This window comes from Streptomyces sp. CB01249, assembly GCF_001905735.1.
GTDB lineage: Bacteria > Actinomycetota > Actinomycetes > Streptomycetales > Streptomycetaceae > Streptomyces.
Window position 1 is genome coordinate 40571 of the sequence record NZ_LISW01000010.1, and the last position, 18215, is coordinate 58785.

At 66.5% G+C, this 18215-nt stretch carries 17 protein-coding genes; 7 read left to right on the plus strand and 10 right to left on the minus strand.

Annotated elements, in window-relative coordinates:
• Window positions 1-49 precede the first annotated feature (49 nt).
• From AMK18_RS32595 to AMK18_RS32615, 5 genes are all read right to left on the minus strand, one after another.
• Window positions 50-1018: a hypothetical protein gene (locus tag AMK18_RS32595; RefSeq protein WP_073865663.1), complete on the minus strand. Its 969-nt coding sequence runs from the start codon at window positions 1016-1018 to the stop codon at window positions 50-52.
• Between the two features lie 123 nt (window positions 1019-1141).
• Window positions 1142-2104 carry an oxidoreductase gene (locus AMK18_RS32600; RefSeq protein WP_073865664.1) on the minus strand — a complete coding sequence of 321 codons (963 nt, stop codon included), beginning with the start codon at window positions 2102-2104 and terminating at the stop codon, window positions 1142-1144.
• Between the two features lie 32 nt (window positions 2105-2136).
• Window positions 2137-2679: a carboxymuconolactone decarboxylase family protein gene (locus AMK18_RS32605; protein WP_018105838.1), complete on the minus strand. Its 543-nt coding sequence runs from the start codon at window positions 2677-2679 to the stop codon at window positions 2137-2139.
• Between the two features lie 7 nt (window positions 2680-2686).
• Entirely contained in the window at window positions 2687-2911 is a 225-nt protein-coding gene (locus AMK18_RS35730; RefSeq protein ID WP_107422380.1) for a carotenoid oxygenase family protein, read from the minus strand.
• Window positions 2912-2967: 56 nt separating this feature from the next.
• A complete protein-coding gene (locus tag AMK18_RS32615; protein WP_234011960.1) occupies window positions 2968-4263 on the minus strand; it encodes an MFS transporter in 1296 nt (431 codons plus the stop codon).
• Window positions 4264-4517: 254 nt separating this feature from the next.
• Between AMK18_RS32615 and AMK18_RS32620 the strand changes: the two genes are divergently transcribed.
• From AMK18_RS32620 to AMK18_RS32640, 5 genes are all read left to right on the plus strand, one after another.
• On the plus strand, window positions 4518-5870 hold the full coding sequence (locus AMK18_RS32620) for a condensation domain-containing protein (protein WP_073865665.1): 1353 nt from the start codon (window positions 4518-4520) through the stop codon (window positions 5868-5870).
• A complete protein-coding gene (locus AMK18_RS32625) occupies window positions 5870-6136 on the plus strand; it encodes an acyl carrier protein (RefSeq protein ID WP_018105841.1) in 267 nt (88 codons plus the stop codon). Before AMK18_RS32620 ends, AMK18_RS32625 begins: the two co-directional genes overlap by 1 nt.
• Before the next feature lie 54 nt (window positions 6137-6190).
• A complete protein-coding gene (locus AMK18_RS32630; RefSeq protein WP_073865666.1) occupies window positions 6191-7528 on the plus strand; it encodes an ATP-grasp domain-containing protein in 1338 nt (445 codons plus the stop codon).
• Window positions 7529-7624: 96 nt separating this feature from the next.
• On the plus strand, window positions 7625-9274 hold the full coding sequence (locus AMK18_RS35405) for an AMP-binding protein (RefSeq protein ID WP_241836720.1): 1650 nt from the start codon (window positions 7625-7627) through the stop codon (window positions 9272-9274).
• A 69-nt stretch (window positions 9275-9343) separates the two neighbouring features.
• The gene (locus AMK18_RS32640) at window positions 9344-10207 is read left to right on the plus strand and encodes an NAD-dependent epimerase/dehydratase family protein (RefSeq protein ID WP_073865667.1); all 864 of its coding nucleotides are present in this window, start codon (window positions 9344-9346) and stop codon (window positions 10205-10207) included.
• 152 nt (window positions 10208-10359) lie between these two features.
• Here AMK18_RS32640 and AMK18_RS32645 read toward each other — a convergent pair whose 3' ends face one another.
• The 5 genes from AMK18_RS32645 to AMK18_RS32665 form a co-directional block, all read right to left on the minus strand.
• Complete coding sequence (locus AMK18_RS32645; protein WP_073865668.1) at window positions 10360-11574, minus strand: cytochrome P450 family protein; 1215 nt, start codon at window positions 11572-11574, stop codon at window positions 10360-10362.
• A 170-nt stretch (window positions 11575-11744) separates the two neighbouring features.
• Window positions 11745-12740, minus strand: a complete 996-nt coding sequence (locus AMK18_RS32650) for an aldo/keto reductase family protein (RefSeq protein WP_073865669.1) — start codon at window positions 12738-12740, stop codon at window positions 11745-11747.
• 73 nt (window positions 12741-12813) lie between these two features.
• On the minus strand, window positions 12814-13275 hold the full coding sequence (locus AMK18_RS32655) for an SgcJ/EcaC family oxidoreductase (protein ID WP_073865670.1): 462 nt from the start codon (window positions 13273-13275) through the stop codon (window positions 12814-12816).
• A gap of 19 nt (window positions 13276-13294) precedes the next feature.
• Window positions 13295-14473, minus strand: a complete 1179-nt coding sequence (locus AMK18_RS32660; RefSeq protein WP_073865671.1) for an acyl-CoA dehydrogenase family protein — start codon at window positions 14471-14473, stop codon at window positions 13295-13297.
• 12 nt (window positions 14474-14485) lie between these two features.
• Entirely contained in the window at window positions 14486-15667 is a 1182-nt protein-coding gene (locus AMK18_RS32665) for an epoxide hydrolase family protein (protein ID WP_073865672.1), read from the minus strand.
• A gap of 247 nt (window positions 15668-15914) precedes the next feature.
• On the opposite strand from AMK18_RS32665, the gene AMK18_RS32670 reads away from it, so the two are divergent.
• Window positions 15915-17237, plus strand: coding sequence for an FAD-dependent oxidoreductase (locus tag AMK18_RS32670; protein ID WP_073865673.1), 1323 nt, complete (start codon window positions 15915-15917; stop codon window positions 17235-17237).
• A 241-nt stretch (window positions 17238-17478) separates the two neighbouring features.
• The gene (locus tag AMK18_RS32675; RefSeq protein ID WP_241836705.1) at window positions 17479-18213 is read left to right on the plus strand and encodes a hypothetical protein; all 735 of its coding nucleotides are present in this window, start codon (window positions 17479-17481) and stop codon (window positions 18211-18213) included.
• Window positions 18214-18215 lie beyond the last annotated feature (2 nt).

The following is an 18215-nucleotide window of genomic DNA, read 5'->3' on the forward strand; positions in this document are numbered from 1 at the left end:
TCCGGGGCAGGCGGACTGCCGCTTGCAGGATGATTTCCGGTCCACGCGCTTACGCGACCCAGGGCGCCATCGGATACCAGATCAGGTCACGGGCCGCGAGAATGCGTACGTCCCAGTAAAGGATCATGAAGATGCCGGCAGCGAGGAACGCCCCCGCCATCAGAGCCGACGCCCGGCCCGGGCGCTTCGTCAGCGCTCGGTGAATCCGGTCCCCGAAGAGACCCGTGACGATCAAGAACACCGTCGCCATGACCGTGATGTTGCCGAGGCTCTGCAGGGCGAACTCCAGCGCTGCGAACAGCGAGTTCCGGCTCTCGGCGGCATCCTGGAACAGCTGCCTGAACAGCGGGAACGGCCGACCGATGAGGAAGGCGCCGATCAGGCCGCCCATGAAGAGCAGGGGAGCACTCGGCAGCACCCGGGACACGTTTGCCAGCGGGTCGCGCACCACGCCCAGCGCGGCCAGCCCGAGGTACGTCATGACCAGGCCGATCAGCCCGAACACCACCATGGCCTGTACGAGTCGCCCGGAAAAGCCACCGCCGCCCTGGCCCTGCTCGAACTGCGGCATCCCCGAGCCCACGAGGCCGACGACCGTGCCGTACAGCGCCGACACGACGACAGCGCCCAGTGCGAGCAGACCGACTGGGCGCAGCGCGGCGGCCATACGACCCCGTCGTGAGGTGGATCCAGCACCGGTCAGTGGCGCCAATGCGCTGAACACGGCGACGTTGCACGCTGTGAACGTTCCTGCGATGCCGGTGGCCAGGGCAAAGGCGAGGCCCGCCAGGGCGCCGGCGATCGGCGTCTCCTTGGCAGGGTGGCCCAAGAGCGTATTCGCCACGTTGTCACCGATGGTCTGGTCGACGAACTTCGCCGACCAGACCACTGTGAGCGCGAAGCCGACCAGCGCGCTGAGGGTCACGATCAGCGCGCGTCGCCGGGGCACGTGGCCGTTGAAGAAGAATGAAGGTGGGCGGGTCGCGGCTTTCGTACCCCGCTGCAGTGTCTGCGTCATGAGGTGTCGCCCTTCCATACAGGGGTGAGAGGGGTGTCGCGCTGGGCAGCGGCTGCTTCGTACACCTCAGCGGCGTATCGAGCACGCGGCAGGAACGTCATGCGTCCGCTTCGAAGGCCGTCCTCACCCCTGCCTGCCAGTACGTGGGCGCACGGCGTCGTCCGGCGCCTCCGCGGTCGTGGGCTCGTACGTGTACTGGACCCCGGACAGTTCCTCGGACAGGGCCCACAACCGTGCCTGCGCTCCCTTGCTTCGGGAAGCCCGGCTGGAGGACGCCGGCCCGGGTTTCCCTCGGTTCCCGAAGAGCCCCGACGGACCGAGATACGCACCGCCCGGCACAGCAGCGTCCGTGGCCGCCCGCAGCGAAGGCAGCGCCGCCTGCTCCGCGGGTTGGGCCAGCCATTGGAGTCCCGCCGCCACCGCTGGGCGTAGCAGCGCAGGCGGGTCTCCGTTCCACAGCTGGGTCGGTGACAGCCCCGGATGCGCAGCGAGGGACGTTGTGGGGGCGCCCACGGTGGTGAGCCGGTGCTGCAACTCCCTCGCGAACAGTAGGTTGGCGAGCTTGGAACGCCCGTACGCGGTCACCGATCTCCGGCCGTCATCGGCCCGGGCGCGGGCGGCATCGTAACCGCCGAAGCCCGCCCGGTGCGCCAGGCTCGCGACCGTGACGATCCGGGAATCAGGCACCGAGATCATCGATTTCAGCAGCAGTCCCGTAAGCGCGAAATGGCCGAGGTGGTTGACTCCGAAGTGGGCCTCGAAGCCGTCCTCGGTGCGCTGGTACGACGGGAACATCACCCCGGCGTTGTTGATCAGCAGGTCCAGCCGATCGTGCCGGTCGAGCACCTCCGCCGCCGCCCGGTGGATGGAGTCCAGGGATGCGAGGTCCAGCAGGACGATCTCCGTGCTGCCGCCGATCCGCGTTGCCGCGGCCCGGCCTCGCTCCAAGCTGCGGCAGGCGAGGATCACATGTGCCCCGCGAGCCGCGAGCGCTCGGGCGGTCTCGAGCCCGATGCCTGCGGACGCGCCGGTCACCAGCGCCGTCCTGCCCTTCTGGCCGGGAGCATGAGCAAGGGACCAGGCCATACACCCTCCTAGAGGCTCACAGGGGCCGAGCGTCAGCGCGCTCCGCTGTATCCACGTACGACGATGACGTCGGCCGCGGCGTCGTAGAACGACGGGTCGGCCGGCAAGGCCGTAGCGAGTCCGCTCACGTAGCGGTTGAACATCGCGAACGCGGCTGCGATCAGTACCGTGTCGTGGATGTGGTCGTCCGTCGCGCCTTCGGCGCGGGCCGCAGCGATCGTTGTGTCGGAGACCGGGGCGGCCTTCGCCTGTACTTCCGCGGCAACCTTCAGCAGTGCCCGGATCAGCGGGGAGATGGGGGCCCGGTCCGCATCCGCGAGTACCGCCGCGACCAACTCGGCGCCGCCTTCCAGCTGTGCTGCCGCGAAGGCGCTGTGCGAGCCCGAGCAGTAGGCCGTGCAGTTCAAATCGCTCACGTACGCGGCGATCAGCTCGCGCTCGCCTCGGCTCAAAGGCGACTCGCCTTCGCGCAGGAGAGTGTCGGCGAGCTGCGACAGAACACCCGCCGTGTCCGGGCGCTGGACGAACAGTCCGCTGATTCCGGGAAGATCATTGGCAATCTCGATGTGGGGCACGGGCGTCCTACTCCTCATCCGGAGTCGATAGCGACGTGCTCATAGTCGGGACACGCGCCCCTGGCAGCAAACTCCCAGAGTGCGGTCCGGCGGCGTCGAGGACGATTGACAGCACCACGCCGTCGTCCTCCGCTGGTGCTCCAGGGGCCGGCGCGAACACGGGTTCGCCCGGACAGGTGCCCGGCGTGTGCCGCGCTGCGGCCTCGAAACATGCCGGACCGTTGCGCAGCAGCGTGCCGCGCGCACGTCACACGGAGCTTCATCGATTCGCTGTCCGGGCGTGGCTCCCTACACCACGTCGGTGGCAGGGGAAGCGCTGCCCGTTGAGGCATCAGTCGCCGCCGTTTGCGCTTCGGTGGTCTCGCCGGACGGCCGGGTGCGCTCTCCCCACCTCGCAATGGCCGGGCCGGTGAGCCCGAGGAGCAGCAGAAAGGCACCGACCCCGATCCAGCCGGTGCTGCCGAGGCTCAGCGCGACTCCGAGCAGCAGGGCGGGTGCCGCAGCCTTCGCAGCTCCGGAGACCGCGCCGGCAACCCCTTGGTACTGGCCCTGCGCGTACGCGGGCGGCATGCCGAACTCGAACGCGAAGGTGCCGCTCACGTAGTAGATCTCGCCGAGTGTCAGCAACACCATGCCGACGACCAGGAGCAGCAGCGCCGCCCATGCGGGCACACCGGCCATCAGGCTCATCGCGGCGCAGCCCAGCAGCAGGGCGAAGCCGGCTCGGCGCAGTGCCGTGCCCCCGTCGGTGATCGACTGAATCTTTGCGCCGATTCTCACCTGGAGCATCACGACAAGTGCTGTATTGAGCACGAAGGCGACGGTGACTGCCCACCCTGGCGCGTCGGTGTAGTTGACGATCCATACAGCGATCATGATTTCCAAGATCATGTTCTGTATCGCCATCGCGCCGCCGACCAGCGAATACGCGAGGAACGCCTTGTCTCTCAGCGCAATCCTCTTCGATGGCGCGCCCTCGGAGCCGTCGGCTTCCTTCTCCGGCCGGGGCAGCGGCTGGTAGTTGGGCAGCCTGAACAGCATCGCGAGGGAAGCGACCTGAGTCAGCGTGAAGGCGAGAGCCAGCACTCGGTAAGAGGTGGCGGTGTCGATCTGAATGCCGACGCCGGCGATCAGGGAACCGAGGGACACTCCCAGGTTCGCCACCACTCTGATCTTGGACCTGATCGTGACCGCTTGGTCGCCGCCGATCCGTCGCAGCATCGCGCCGGAGGCGGGGTAGTTGGCTGCGAGGCTGGCGGCCGAGAGCATCTGGACCGCCAGCAGCATCCAGAAGTTCTGGACGAACAAGTAGGAAACGCCCACCAGGCTATGACCAGCAAAGGTCGCCATCATCACGCGCCGCGGACCGATTCGGTCGGCAAGCGCTCCGGCAGGAACGGAGAGCGGAATCGCCAGCAGCCCGGACACCGTAAAGGCAAGGCCTACTTGTGCCGCCGACAGGCCAACTATTTTGATGAAGTACAGGGTGCTGATGGGCAGGATGATGCCGCCACCGATCGTGGCGACGAATGTCGACACGACAAACGTGCGCTGAACACCTGGCTCGGCGAATGCAGATCCCATCAGGGACAAAAGCTTAAATCTGGACATACCCTGCCTTCTGTGTTCAGCAATGGCTGCACTCGCTGCAACAGCGTAGAGCGCATCTGACGCGGCAGCATCTCTCAGAATGCGATCCATTTCCAGGGATCGCCGGACTCATCGGGTACAGCGACAGGCCAGGGCGCACATCAGCAATCCACGAGTCGTCGGCTTCCCTCTGCAGCGCATACGTTCCCTTCTCGTGCTTGAGCACGAGAAGGGAAGGTAGTTGGCAGATGCCACACATCAAGGGCCCGGTTCGCTACCCGCTCTCCGCCGAGCTGTCCGCGCGCTGCGTCGATCAGCCGGGTGGAGAGGACATGGCGAGGTTCGTCATGCCGCTGGCGTGGCGGATCAAGGGAAGCGTGGACTCAGCTGCCCTGCAGCACGCGTTGGACGACGTGGTGACCAGGCACGAGTCACTGCGCACCACCGTCACCTGCGGCTGCGGGGACGGCGAAGCCGGCTACCAGACAGTGCTGCCGCCCGTGCCAGTGCCGTTGACCGAGCACCGGTTGGCAACCGGTCCGAACCAGTCGCGCGACGATCTCGCCGAGGAGCTCCTCGTCAAGCTTCACTCGGACACCATGTCGATGCACCAGACACCCTTGCTGCGGGCCGCCCTGCATCGGTTCGACGATCAGGATTCCGTGCTCACCATCCTGTTCCACCACATCTCCGGCGACGGGCGGTCAACCCACCTGCTCTGGCGCGATCTGGCCGCCTTCTACCGTGCACGCACAACCGGGACGGAACCGGACCTGCCGCCCATCCGACAGTACGGCGAGTACGCCGAATGGCAGCAGGAGTGGCTGAACAGCCCGAAGACCAAGGAGCTCAAGGAGTTCTGGGGCGGTCAGCTCGCCAACGCGCACATCCTGGCGCCATCGGCAGATCACCCTGACCGGGTCGCCAATGCGCATGACCCTCACTACGGCAGCGTTACCGCGGATGTGACTCCGGACGAGATGGCGGAGGTACGGGCCCGTGCGCGCAGTGGGCGCAGCTCCACCTGGCACGTGCTGATCGCGGCGGGTGCGCTGCTCGCCGCTCAGCTCTCCGGGGAAACCGATGTGGCTCTGATGACCCTCCGGGCTTCGCGTGATCACAAGGATTTCCAGGAGACGATCGGCATGTTCGTCGACACCATGCCGCTGCGGGTCGATCTCAACGGATGCGAGACCTTCCGGGATGTCCTTGTCCGTGCACGCAATACTTGCCTGGAGGCGTATCGCCGCCCGCTGCCGAGCCGCAATATTGCAGAGGAAAGCCCTGATTTCCTACAGCCCTACGTGAGTTCGGAGAACGTACCGGTCCTCTTCACCTACTCGGTGCATGCACGACCGGGCGAGGAAATCAGGATCGCCGACGGAGCCGAGCCGGTGAAACTTCGGCAGGAGGCAGCGCTCAACCGAGGGGGCTTGTGCAACTGGATTATCTGGGACCTCCAGTCGGGCGGCCTGAGGATGCAGCTCGAATATCCCCCCGAGCGGATCGATGAAGGCACCGCAGCGCACTGGACCACACTGTTCCGCGAGCTGATGCTGCGCATCACCAACACTCCCGATCAGAGCTGGAAGGAATTCTAGTGGACGCCACAACCGCCAATGACCTTTCCTCCAAGGTTCTCGCCACGGTGATCACCGCGGTCCAGAGGGTCTATTCCGGGGAAGTCGACGAGAACCTCGACCTGATCGCGGCCGGCTTCGATTCGCTTTCCTCCATGGAGCTGACGACCATCCTGGAGCAGGAACTCGGTGTCGACTGCACGCTCGCGGACATTTTCGACACGACCTCTCTTGTCGAGCTGGCCGACCTTCTGGTCCAGCGCATCAATGAGGCCGGCAACCGGTAGCACCGAGGAATGGTGAGGAGGCAAGGAGCCCGCAGCACCTGATGGAGGCGTCGGATGACTGATGAGAACGAAACCCGCACAGTCGTGGTGTGCAGGTATCAACCGGAGCTGCTCGCGGCGCTCTTGGACCACGATGCCCGGGCTTCCCGAGACATCGACGTCTGTGTCGTGCTGGAACGCGCCGACGTCATGTACAAGTCGACGGACGAACAGCTGCTTGCACGGTGCCGAAAGGTGTACACCGTCGGCAGTTTCGACTCGCTGGCCGAACTGTCGGCTGTAGCTGTCGATCTGCGCCAAGGCTGGCCGCCGGTGAGCCGGGTGTGCAATCAGGACGAGCTGAGCCAGTTCGGCGCGGGCTATCTGAGGTTGCTGCTCCAGGACGCTCAGTCCGAGCCGATCCATCACGTCGCGCTCCGGGACAAGCGTTTGATGAAGCAATTGGTCCGGGACGCAGGTGTGCCCACAGCGGAGTTCCGGTCCCTTCCTGAGCCCGGAGACCGGGCCGCCGCAGCCGCGGCCGCGGGCGAGCTCACTGCTCCGTTGGTCGTGAAGCCGGCCGCCGGCTTCGGCGCCAGCTCCACGGTCAGAGTCGATGACGCCGAGGAACTGGGCCGGGCAGCCGGCGAGGTGACCTTCGATCCGGCGCAGCGCTCCCGGCATCTGATCGTCGAGGAGTTCGTGCCGGGCGATGAGTTGTGCGTCGATGCGCTCTGGTCCGGCGGAGAGGCGCTGACCTTCGTGGTGCACCGTTATCTGCGCCCGCGGATGACAGTCCTGGAGAACGCGCTCGACGGATCGGTGATCCTGCTGCCCGAAGAACATCCTGAGTTGTACCGCCGGCTGCGAGAGATGCATTCCCGGATCAACCCGGCTCTCGGCATCCACGACGGGCCGAGCCACCTCGAGGTCTTCGAGCGTCCGGACGGTGAGCTGGTCTTCTCCGAGGTCGCTTCGCGTGCCGGAGGCGGCTGGGTCCAGGACATGATCAGTGCCTATCACGGCCACTCCACATGGTCACTGGTCGCCGAGACGGTTCTGACCGGTGGCGTTCCAGCCTTCCACCGGGCCTTTCCGCACATTGGCGGGATCAGTATCCGGCCGGCCTCGCCCGGTGTCATCACCGCGGAACCAGCCGACACCGACCTGCGGGCCTTTCCGGGCACGATCGCCTGGCACCGGCGCCGTCGCATCGGTGATCGAGCCCGTCTGATGGGACCGTCGGACTGGTACTTCTTCGTGATCCTCGGTGCGGACACGGCCGAGGGCCTCGTGGAGACCTGCGTCCGAGCTGCCCGGACCTTCACCCTCCGGACAGACGCCGAGGACACATCCGCAGTTGCGTCGAAGCCATCGGACCGCGAGGGGCGTCGGCCGCAGTCGACGAGATGACGGCCTCCACGACGCCCTGGCCCCGAAGAGCTGGTCGACGCCGACCGTCATGCGTGCAATCGAACCACGCAAAAGTGGAGAATGTGGGCTTCTGAAATGAATGCAGATTACTCCGCTGCACCCTGGGCGGACGTGGCATGCAGTCTGTCGAGTCGCCACCCCTGCGGAACCGTTCCGATTCGCGAGTCAATCGCTTATCCGTTCCTGGAACAGGCAACCACACAGCCCCACCGCGAGGCCGTAAGGCATTCTTCCGGAGTATATACGTACGGGCAACTCGCAGAACGAGCACTTTCAGTTGCCGGCGGCCTCCAAGATTTCGGAGTCACACCGGGATCCCGGATCTCCCTGATCGCGAACCGCGACCCCCAGTTGATTGTTTCCGTCATCGCGTGCCTCATGGCAGGTGCAATCATTTCCGTCGTGGATGCATCGTATCCGGTGAGACGCATACATGGAATGGTCACCGCGGCTCGACCCGCCTGCGTACTCGTCGCCGGAACACGCTATCGCCCAGATTCAGGAATCCCCGTCCTCTCCACTGATGAAATAGCCTTCCGTAGCGGAATCGTCGCCGAAAACACCTCCGCCCACGCATATCTTGGACACACATCCGGGACTACCGGACACCCCAAGCTTGTCAATGGAACGCACAGCGCGGTCAGGCACTTCATCCAGTGGTATACACAGAACTTCAAGCTGGACGCCCGTACTCGCTTCGCCATGATCTCCGGCCTGTCACATGACCCGCTGTGGCGGGACATTTTCCTGCCCCTCTCCATCGGCGGCCAGGTCCACATACCTGACGTCCGCACGTGGGCTCACGGAGAAAAGCTCGCAGCCTGGCTGCAGGAAAACGCCATCACTGACCTCAACACCACCCCGACAATGGCGCGAAGATTCCTGACGGGACAAGGGGGCCCTCTGGCCGCATTGCGCCGTGTGGTTCTTGGTGGAGAGCCAACATATTGGGATGACCTTCGCAGCTTCACGAGGAGCGCCCCCGCAGCCACCTTCGTGCCCTCCTACGGTGCAACCGAGACCCCCCAAATTGCCGCCCTGGGAGTGCTTGATCCCGGTGATATCGGGGACCAGTCGGGCATGGTGCCGCTCGGGGCCGCCGCTCCAGGCTTTGAACTGATGCTCGTGGACGAGGCCGGCGTCAGGCTGTCCGGCGAGGGGTTCGGTAAAATAGTTGTCCGCTCTCCGCACATAGCGCACGGATACTTCGATACGGAGAACAGCACTGTCTTCCGCGTATCGGACGGCATTCGCACGTACGCGACCGGCGATATGGCATACCGGACCGCACAAGGAAGTGTGGTATTTCGCGGGCGAGATGACCGGCGCATAAAAATCCGTGGCGTGAGGATCGAGTCGACCGAGATCGAGTCGGCCATCAGGGAACTTCCAGAGGTAGTGGACTCCGTGGTCGTCATGGCACCTCCACAGTTGCCCGGAAAAGGACTGCCGGCCAGCGAGAAGCTATTGGCGTTCGTCGCCACAAGGGAATCGGGCTCCCTTTCCGAAAGGCAGGTCAAGAGCCATCTCGCCAAAGCTCTACCGGCCCCCGCGGTCCCCGAATACGTTTCCGTCACGCGCGAATTCCCCATCGGAACGAACGGAAAAGTCGACCTGCCCGTCATGCTCGATGAATGGAGGAAAGAGGTTCACACCCGAGCCGTTCCTCAAACGATCGGCGCCGCACGCTCGGATCCGCGCTTCCGCACGCCGGCGGATGAATAGAACCACGCCGACCACGTCGTCGGGCCCTCTCCCTGTCGCAGAGAACATCGCTCGGAACGGAGTTTTTCAGTGTCTGACACACCAACGCCGACCGGTACGAAGCGAGTCCTGGTCATAGGCTCCACCGGATATCTCGGCCAGTACGTCGCGCAGTCGTTTGCCGATGCCGGGTACCGTGTCGCCGCCTTGCAGCGCCCCGGTGGCCGACCGGTCGACCCGCGCTTCACCGCAGTACCTGGGGATCTGACGGACCCCGCCTCGTTGCACAGCGCTTCCAAGGGCTTCGACCTGGTCATTCACGCAGGCCGGATTGAGGGCCCCCTGGAGCGCGAGGGTGTCGAGGCGATCCTCGCCTCCGGCACTCGGCTCATCCACACCTCTGGTGGCGACGTGCTCGGCCCTGGCGAAACCTTCGAGGACACGGTTCCCCAGCCACCCGACTGCGTGGCCTGGCGTGGCCCGGTCGAGCACGCGGTGCGCCAGGGCGGCGGCATCCTGGTCCGGCCCGGACTGATCTACGGCAACAATGGCGGCGTCGTCCCGGACCAGCTGCTGCCGGTGACCGTCAAACTGGGTGCGGGACTCTACTTCGAACGGCGTGGCATACGCTGGCCGGCCGTGCACGTTGCCGACCTCGCGGAGCTCTATCTGCTGGTGGCGGAGAAGGCCCAGCCGGGCACCGCGTGGAATGGGGTTGCCGAAACCATCCTGGTCGACGAACTCGCTGCGGCGACGGGTGAGGGAAAGTCGGTGTGCTGGCCGTCGACCGACAATCCCCCGGCGGAGATCGCGGACATCGTCGAGCTGTACGTGATGGACCATACCGTGAGTTCAGAAAGGACTCGGCGTCAGATGGGTTGGGTTCCCAAACACCTGAACGCCATCGAGTATCTTCGCGAGGAGTGCACGAAGGCGCTTCAGGCGCTTTCCTGACCTCGGTTCGTCGCGAACGCGAGTGTCCCGCCCATGAACATGCTGGGCGGGACACTCACGTTATGGACAGGGTTCCCGTGCCGTTGAGGGAGGCGTTCGACGCCTCAACACGGACCGCTCACCTCACCCTGGAGAGACAACGCTGAATACGCTCAGTGAACGACGACCGGGAGGGTTGCGTAGCCGTTCATGATGAACGTGCCCTGCGGCGGGATGTCCTCAGGCGCGGTGGCGAGCCGCATGTTGGGGAAGCGCTCGAAGAGAGCCGGAAGGGCGAGTGTCGCCTGGAGAGTGGCCAGCGAGCGGCCGAGGCACGCGTGTGGTCCGTGGCCGAACGACAGGTTGGTCTTGTCCTCGCGCAGGATGTCAAAGGCATCGGCGGTGTCGCCGTGGACCTTCGGGTCGCGCCCGACGCCCGCGAAGGCAATCATCACCAGGTCGCCCTTCTCGATCCGGACGCCGCCGATCTCGACGTCCTCGGCCGCGTACCGGAAGGGCAGCTGGGCGACCGCGGCGTCCTTGCGGACGGTCTCGGCAAACGCCGTAGCCCAGTCGGCCTTTCCGCTCGTCACCAGCTCCAGCTGGTCGGGGTGGCTCAGCAGGTCGACGACCGCGTGTGCCATGACGTTGCCGAGCGTCTCGGACCCTGCCCCGAGCAGCACGTGGAGGCTGCCGAGGAGTTCGTCGTCGGTCAGGGCGTCGTCCTCTTCACGTGCCTGGATCAGCAGACTGGTGAGGTCGTCACCGGGCTTTGCGCGCTTGGTGGCGACGAGCTCGGCCATGGCCTCGTGCCACTGGCGCAGGTTCTCCTCCGCCTCCTCCGGCGTGATGGTCGTCTTGCTGTTGGCCACCGCGCCCTGCAGCATCCGCTTGCGCGCCTCGACCGGCACCCCGAACATGTCGCAGATGACCCAGGCGGGCAGGGCGTACGTGAACCGGCCCTTGAGGTCGACAGCCTCACCCGGCTCGGTGGTTTCCAGGTCGTCGAGCAGTTCCCCGATGACCTTCTCGATGAGCGGACGGCTGGCTTCGACCTGGCGGGGTGCGAAAGCGTGGGAGACCAGCTTGCGCAGCCGATCGTGCTCTTCGCCGTCCCGGGTGTTGATGTTCTCCATCATCACCCAGGTGATCATTTCCCAGTCCATGGACACGTCGCCGTTGACCAGCGGCGGCCAGTACTTCTTGGCGTTCTTGGGGAACCGCGGGTCGAGAAGCATCTTCTTGGCGATCGCGTAGTCGGTCACCGACCAGCCGAAGTAGCCGCCCGGTAGTTCGACGCGCGTCACCGGCCCCTGCGCACGCAGCGCGCGCGCCTCGGCATGGATGTCCTTGCCCAGGCGGTCAAGGACGATCGGGCACTTACCCATTGAGTCTCCTCCAATGGACCTAGTGATGCCGGCGGTACCCAGCTTCGGAGTCGCCGACGGGCTGTGTGTGAAATCGGTGTTCGCCCACCAGCGGGGGCACCGGACGGAGCGCCCAGGGCTTCCGCGAGTTCCCGGGATCGCCCACCTGGGGCGGTGATGCTCAGGAGTGGCTACGGGCGCTGGTCGTAGCTCTCCGTCAGGGCGGGGTCCTTGACGATGACCGGGGCCAAGGCCTCGTCGATCCTGCGCACGAGTTCCTCGTCCAGCTTCTGGCCCGACGCGGCGACGTTCTCGACGACCTGTTCGGGACGCGAGGCACCAACGATCGCCGCGGACACGGACGGGTTGTGCAGCACCCAGGCGATCGCCAGCTGGGCGAGGGTGAGACCAGCCTCCGCCGCCAGCGGCTTGAGCAGCATCACCCGCTCCAGGAGCTCGTCCTTGAGCAGATGCCCCATGAACATGTCGTTGGCCGGGTCGGCTCCTCGGGCACCTGCGGGTCGCTGCTGTCCGGGTACGTACTTTCCGGTGAGCACGCCCTGCGCCATAGGTGACCAGGCGAACAGTCCAAGCCCTTCCTCGTCCCCCGCCGGCATCACCGCGGACTCGGGGACCCGCCAGATCGCGTTGTACTGCGGCTGGGAGGAGATCAGCGGCAGGCGCAGCTCGCGGGCGAGTGCGGCAGCCGCGTGGATCTGCTCCGAGGTCCACTCCGAAACCCCGATGTAGAGGGCCTTGCCCGCGCGGACCACGTCGGCAAATGCCTCCATGGTCTCCTCGAGCGGGGTGAACTTGTCGAAACGGTGGGCCTGGTAGATGTCGACGTAGTCCGTCCGCAGCCGCCGCAGGGAGCCGTCGATCGACTCGAGCACGTGTTTGCGGGACAGACCGCGATCGTTGCGGCCCGGGCCCGTGGGGAAGTAGACCTTGGTGAGGATCTCCAGGCCTTGCCGACGCTCGCCGTGCAGGGCTTCGCCCAGCACGGACTCCGCACGGGTATCGGCGTACATGTCCGCCGTGTCGAATGTGGTGATCCCGGCATCGAGCGCCGCGCGGACACACGCGCGCGCGGCGTCGGCCTCGATCTGCGACCCGTGGGTGATCCAGTTCCCGTAGGCGATCTCACTTACCATCAGGCCACTGCGGCCGACGAAGCGGTATTCCATCGTTCCGTCCTCTCGGTCCGGCCGATCGACGACGAGGGGTACCGCAGGCACCCCTCGTCGCGGTCCGGCCTGGTCAGCTGCCCGAACCCGGCATCGGCACCACGCCGCCCATCGGGGTGTTCGCGTAGCAGTCCACCAGCCACTCGCCGTCGCGCTCGACGAAGAACCACATGGCGCGGATGGCGTGCTCGGTCGGCACCTCGGTGGCGTCGGGCGGATACGCGCCTCCCTCCGAGAGAAGCAGCACGACCTTCTCGTCCTCGCCGACGTAACGCATTTCCTTCGGCACGCCGAGAACCTGCGTTCCCTTCCACTTGCCGCGGAAGGCTTCGGCCATGTACTCGTGAATGGCCGTGCGGCCCTTGAGCAACGCCCCGGGGAGAATCACGCTGGCGTCCGGTGCGTAGACCAGCGAGAACGCTTCGGCGTCCTGTGCGCGCCAGGCCGCGACGACGCGCTGGATGAGCCCACGGACCGCTGCTGCGTCGTGAGGACGAACCGCGTTGGTCGGCGCGGCTGTTGTGTCGGTGGTCATGGTTCTCCTGTCGGGTCGCTCAGACGAAGAAGGTGTTCGGCTCAAGCCCGCACAGCACCCGGCCGTAGAGCTCGAGGTTGGTGCTGGGCAGGTTGAGCGCATGGATGGTGATGGCCTGGATGTCCCGGCGGATGCGCTGGATGAGCTGGTCGGCGTAGATGGAACTGCCGCCGGATGCGCCGGCGAGCAGGTCCACCGCCTCCGCGGTGAGCTGGCACACCCTGCCGACAGCCACTCGTGCGTAGGCGCGTTCCTGAACCGTCCACTCCTGACCCGCGCCCGCCTTGCCGTCCACCATCGCGGCGAGCTTGCGGGCATGATGCTCGGCCTCGTCGGTCTTCAGCGTCGCCTCGGCGACCTGCAGGTGGGTGACGGGTGCGTCGATCTGCCGCTCATACGACGTGTTGGTTATGGGGCGCTTGGCGATCCGTTCCAGGAAGTCCTCCTGGGCCGCGCGGGCCAGACCGATGAGCTTGCCGCAGGTGGCGGCCCCGACAGCACCGACCACCGGCGCGCGGTACATCGTCGATTCGGCATTGCGCTTCGAGGCGTACTGCTGCTGCAGCAGGGCCGGGATGGGGATGTAGCGTCCCTCCGGGACGAAGACGTCCTGCCCGCTCAGCGTGACGCTGCCGGTGCCACGCAGGCCGGAGACGTCCCAGTCCTCGACGGCGTCGAGCTCGGCGCTCGGAACAAGTCCCATGATCGGCAGCGCACCGTCATCAGTGGGCAGGATGGCCGAGAACACCTTCCAGGAACTGTGCGCGGCGCCGCTGTTGAACGCCCAGGTTCCGGTGACCCGGAGGCCGCCCGTGGTGGGTTCGGCCGTAGCCGTCGGCGCGAGGGTGCCGCAGATGCGCACGTCCGGGTCGGCGAAGACCACGTCCTGCACCTCATCGGGGAAGAGGCCCACATTCCACGACATGATCCACCAAGCGGCGACATCGAAGGCCACGGAACCGTCGCCGCGACCGAGTTCGATGCCCACGTCTATCAGCGTGGCCGCGTCGCACTCGTAGCCGCCGAAGCGCGCGGGGGTCCGCATGCGGAAGATCCCGGCTTCGGTCAGCGCGGCGACCACCTCGTCCGCAAGTTGAGCCTTGTGCTCGGCGCGGGCAGCATGCTCGCGCAGCATCGGCACCAAGCCCCTGGCGCGCTCGACCAGTTCGGCCCGAGTGGGTATGGCTGTGCTCTGCACTTCGGCTCTCCTCTACTGTGACTGTGCCGGCGTCGTGGCGCGCACTGCCGCGGCGAATGACCGCAGGTCGGCGGTGAGCAGGTCAGGCTCTTCCATCGCGGCGAAATGACCGCCGCGATCGTGCTCGGACCACTGCACGATGTTCGGAAAGACTCGCTCGGCGAAGCGGCGGATCGGCTGTGCGGGATCGCGGGGAAAGACCGAGACACCCAGCGGCACCGGCAGCACCGGCGGCGGCGGGGGCAGGTTCGGCGCGGTGGGCAGAAGCGGGCCGTTGTCGCAGTAGAAGTGCGCGGACGACGCTCCGCTGCGGGTCAGCCAGTAGAGCGTGGCGTTGGTCAGCAGCTGATCGCGGTCCACCGCGTCATCGGGCGACTTCTCCGCGTCGGTCCACTCCATGAACTTCTCGACGATCCAGGCGAGTTGGCCTACGGGGGAATCGGTCAGGCTGTACGCCAGCGTCTGTGGCCGGGTGGCCTGGAGCTTCATGTAGCCCGATCCCTCATCGGCGAAGAGCGACAGCAGGCCGAGCCGGCCGAGCTCGATCTCGCTGAGGCCGATGAGGTCGGCGGGGTCAGGGCTCGGCGGGGTGATCAGGAAGTTCAGATGCAGCCCGGCGACGTGCTCGGCATCAAGACCGGCCTGGATCGTTCCGACCCATGTGCCCAGGTCGGCGCCCTGAATCACGTACCGGTCGTAGCCAAGGCGGCCCATCAGCTCGGCCCAGGCGCCTGCCGTCCGGAAGAAGCTCCAGCCGCGGTCGGCCACGGGGTTGGAGAAGCCGAAGCCAGGAAGGCTGGGGATCACCAGGTGGAACGCCTGCGAAGGGTCTCCACCATGTGCGCGAGGATCCGTCAGTGGCCCGATCACATTGGTGAATTCCACGAAGGATCCCGGCCACCCATGCGTCATGATCATCGGTGTCGCGTCCGGCTCGGGCGAGCGGACGTGCAGGAAGTGGATCGGCGTGCCGGCGATCTCCACGCGGAACTGCGGGAACTCGTTGAGCTTGGCCTCTGCGGCGCGCCAGTCGAACTCGGTCCGCCAGTAGGACACCAGATCACGGAGGTAGTCGAGCGGCACACCCCGCTCCCAGTCCATGCCGGGGGACGTCTCCGGCCATCGGGTGGCGGCCAGTCGTCGCTGAAGATCCTCGAGATCGGCCTCGGGGATATTGATACGGAAGGGTTGCATCTGCGCTCCATGACCTTCGGCAGGACGATGACGGCGATGACAGGGAGTTGCCGCGCCCAGCGGAAAGGGGCCGACGTCCGTCACGCTAGGCGGACGACGCAGACCGCCGAAAGTTCCTGGCTGACCAGCGCAATCACGAAGTGGAAGCCTCGCACTACGGAAGAAGAACGAAGGCATGCCCGGGCTTTAGCGTGGACTGAGGATGACAGCGGGTCCGTATGGTTCACACCCAAGGAGATATGAGCTCATGGCAGCACACATCGGCGACCGCGCGGTCGTGCTGGGCGGGGGGATCGCGGGGTTGTTCGCCGCGCGCGTCCTTTCCGAGTCGTACCACGAGGTGACCGTGATCGACCGGGACACCCTCACCGGCGCCTACGGTCCGCGCTCCGCCACCCCACAGGGCCACCACATCCACGCACTGCTCGCCCGTGGGCAGCAGGTCATGGAGGAGCTCTTCCCGGGCATCACGCGCGAGCTGACGGCGTGCGGTGTGCCGGTCGGTGACTTCGGTTCCAGCCTGAGCTGGTACTTCAACGGGCAGATGATACGCAGGACGGAGACCGGTCTGGTCTGCGTTGCCGCCGGTCGTGCACGGCTGGAGGCTCACCTGCGCGAGCGCGTCACCGCGCTTCCCGGCGTGAGCTTGGTCGAGCGCACCGACATCCTCGGACTGGTCACGACCGGGCGGGAGCGGGTCGTCGGCGTACGGATACAGGAGAAGACGCCCGGGTCCGCCGAGAGAAGCCTGGCGGCCGACGTCGTCGTCGACACCACGGGCCGCGGCTCCCGTACCCCGCGGTGGCTCGAGGAACTCGGGTTCGGGCAGGTGCCGCAGGAGCGCGTCGACATGGATCTGACGTACACCACGTGCGACTTCGAGGGGCCGCTGCCCTTCGATCCGATCGGCGACGACATCGCGCTGATTCCCGTGGCGACGCCGGCGATGCCGCGTGGAGCGATCTTCGCCCGCATGCCGGACCGATACTCGCTCTCGCTCAACGGAATCCTCGGCGACAAGCCACCGACGGACCTCGAGGGTTTCCTCCGGTACGCCAGGACGCTGCCCGTCCCGGAGATCTACGAGGCGGTCAAGGACGCCGTGCCGATGGGCAAGCCCCACACCTTCCACTTCCCGGCCAGCGTGCGCCGGCACTACGAACTGCTGCCCGACCTGCCTGAGGGCCTGGTCGTCCTGGGCGACGCGGCGTGCACGTTCAATCCGGTGTACGCGCAGGGCATGACCGTCGCCGCGCTGGGTGCTGCGCTGCTCGCCGAGCATCTGAAGGTCGGATCGCCGCCCAAGCCCACCGCGTTCCAGCGGGACCTGGCCCAGGTGATCGACGCGCCGTGGATGATGGCCGCCGGCGCCGACCTGGGCTTCCCCGGAGTCCAGGGTCTGCGCACGCTTGAGGTTCGGATGGGCAACGGGTACATGCCCAAGCTGCAGGCCGCCGCCACGGCTGACCCCGCTCTGTCCGAGGCCTTTCTGCGTGCGGCCGGCATGATCGACCCGCCGCAGGCTCTGATGAGCCCGGAGATCATGGGCCGTGTCTTCGCCGCAGGCTGATCCGGGACGCACCTCGCCGCCCTCTCGGCCGCATCGGTCTCGGACACCCCGATGAGTCGCCTGGGCCGGCGAAGCGTGCCGCGCGCCCGTGTCCGCCTGGAGAATCGCCTCCAGGCGGACACGGGCGCGCCGGCCGGCCGAACCGGACACGCGGCCTCGGGCCCGCGAACTCGCCCCCTGTCGGGCGCAGCAGATGATGGGTGCGCCGGAAATTTGCGTGCTGAGGCTACGAGCTTTTGGCATGATCGCCCGGTTGTCCTACTGCGCCTGGTTCTGGAGGAACACCACGGCTGTCAACCACGAACTCGCTCCGGCCCGGCTGCCGTGGTCTGCCGTCGATCCCGACCACATCGCCTTCGCCTGGGACGAAGCAGAGGCATCCGAGATCACCGCGGTGATCGCCTCGATGGTGCCTCCTGACGATGCTGGGTGGGAAGAGAAACATCGCTTCACCACCGAGGTCACGGTGCTCTTGGCCGCCCGATACGGCCGATGGACCTGCGGATGGCATTGGGCGGTCGGCGAGGGCGGCGGCGGTGGCGTCGTCACCCACTGGTGCTGCACCTCCCACTCCATAGGTGGGCCCGCGGCAACGGCTGCCAAGGTGGTCGCGTCGCTGCTGGAGTGGCGCGACTGGCTGGAGGAGTTGGCGGAGCGGTTCGAGCAGTTGGCTCCACCCAACGGAGCGAATGCCGAGGATCGCAGCTGGCATCTGGAACGGGCGGCCACCCGACTCGTGACCGTGGTCATGGACCGCACGGGTGCCGAATGCGGCTGGTACGGACTCTGTCACACGGTACTGACGTGGTTCCTCTCCTCCACGGGCATGGGGACGCAGGACGCGAAGGACGCGGTCGACACCGCGATCGGCGGGCGGTTCAAGAGCTGGACCGCGCCGTCGCGGACCCTCATCGACACAGTGGGAGAGGACCTTGCCGTAGATCTGACCGGAGTGCGGCCCTACCGTGAACGCTGACG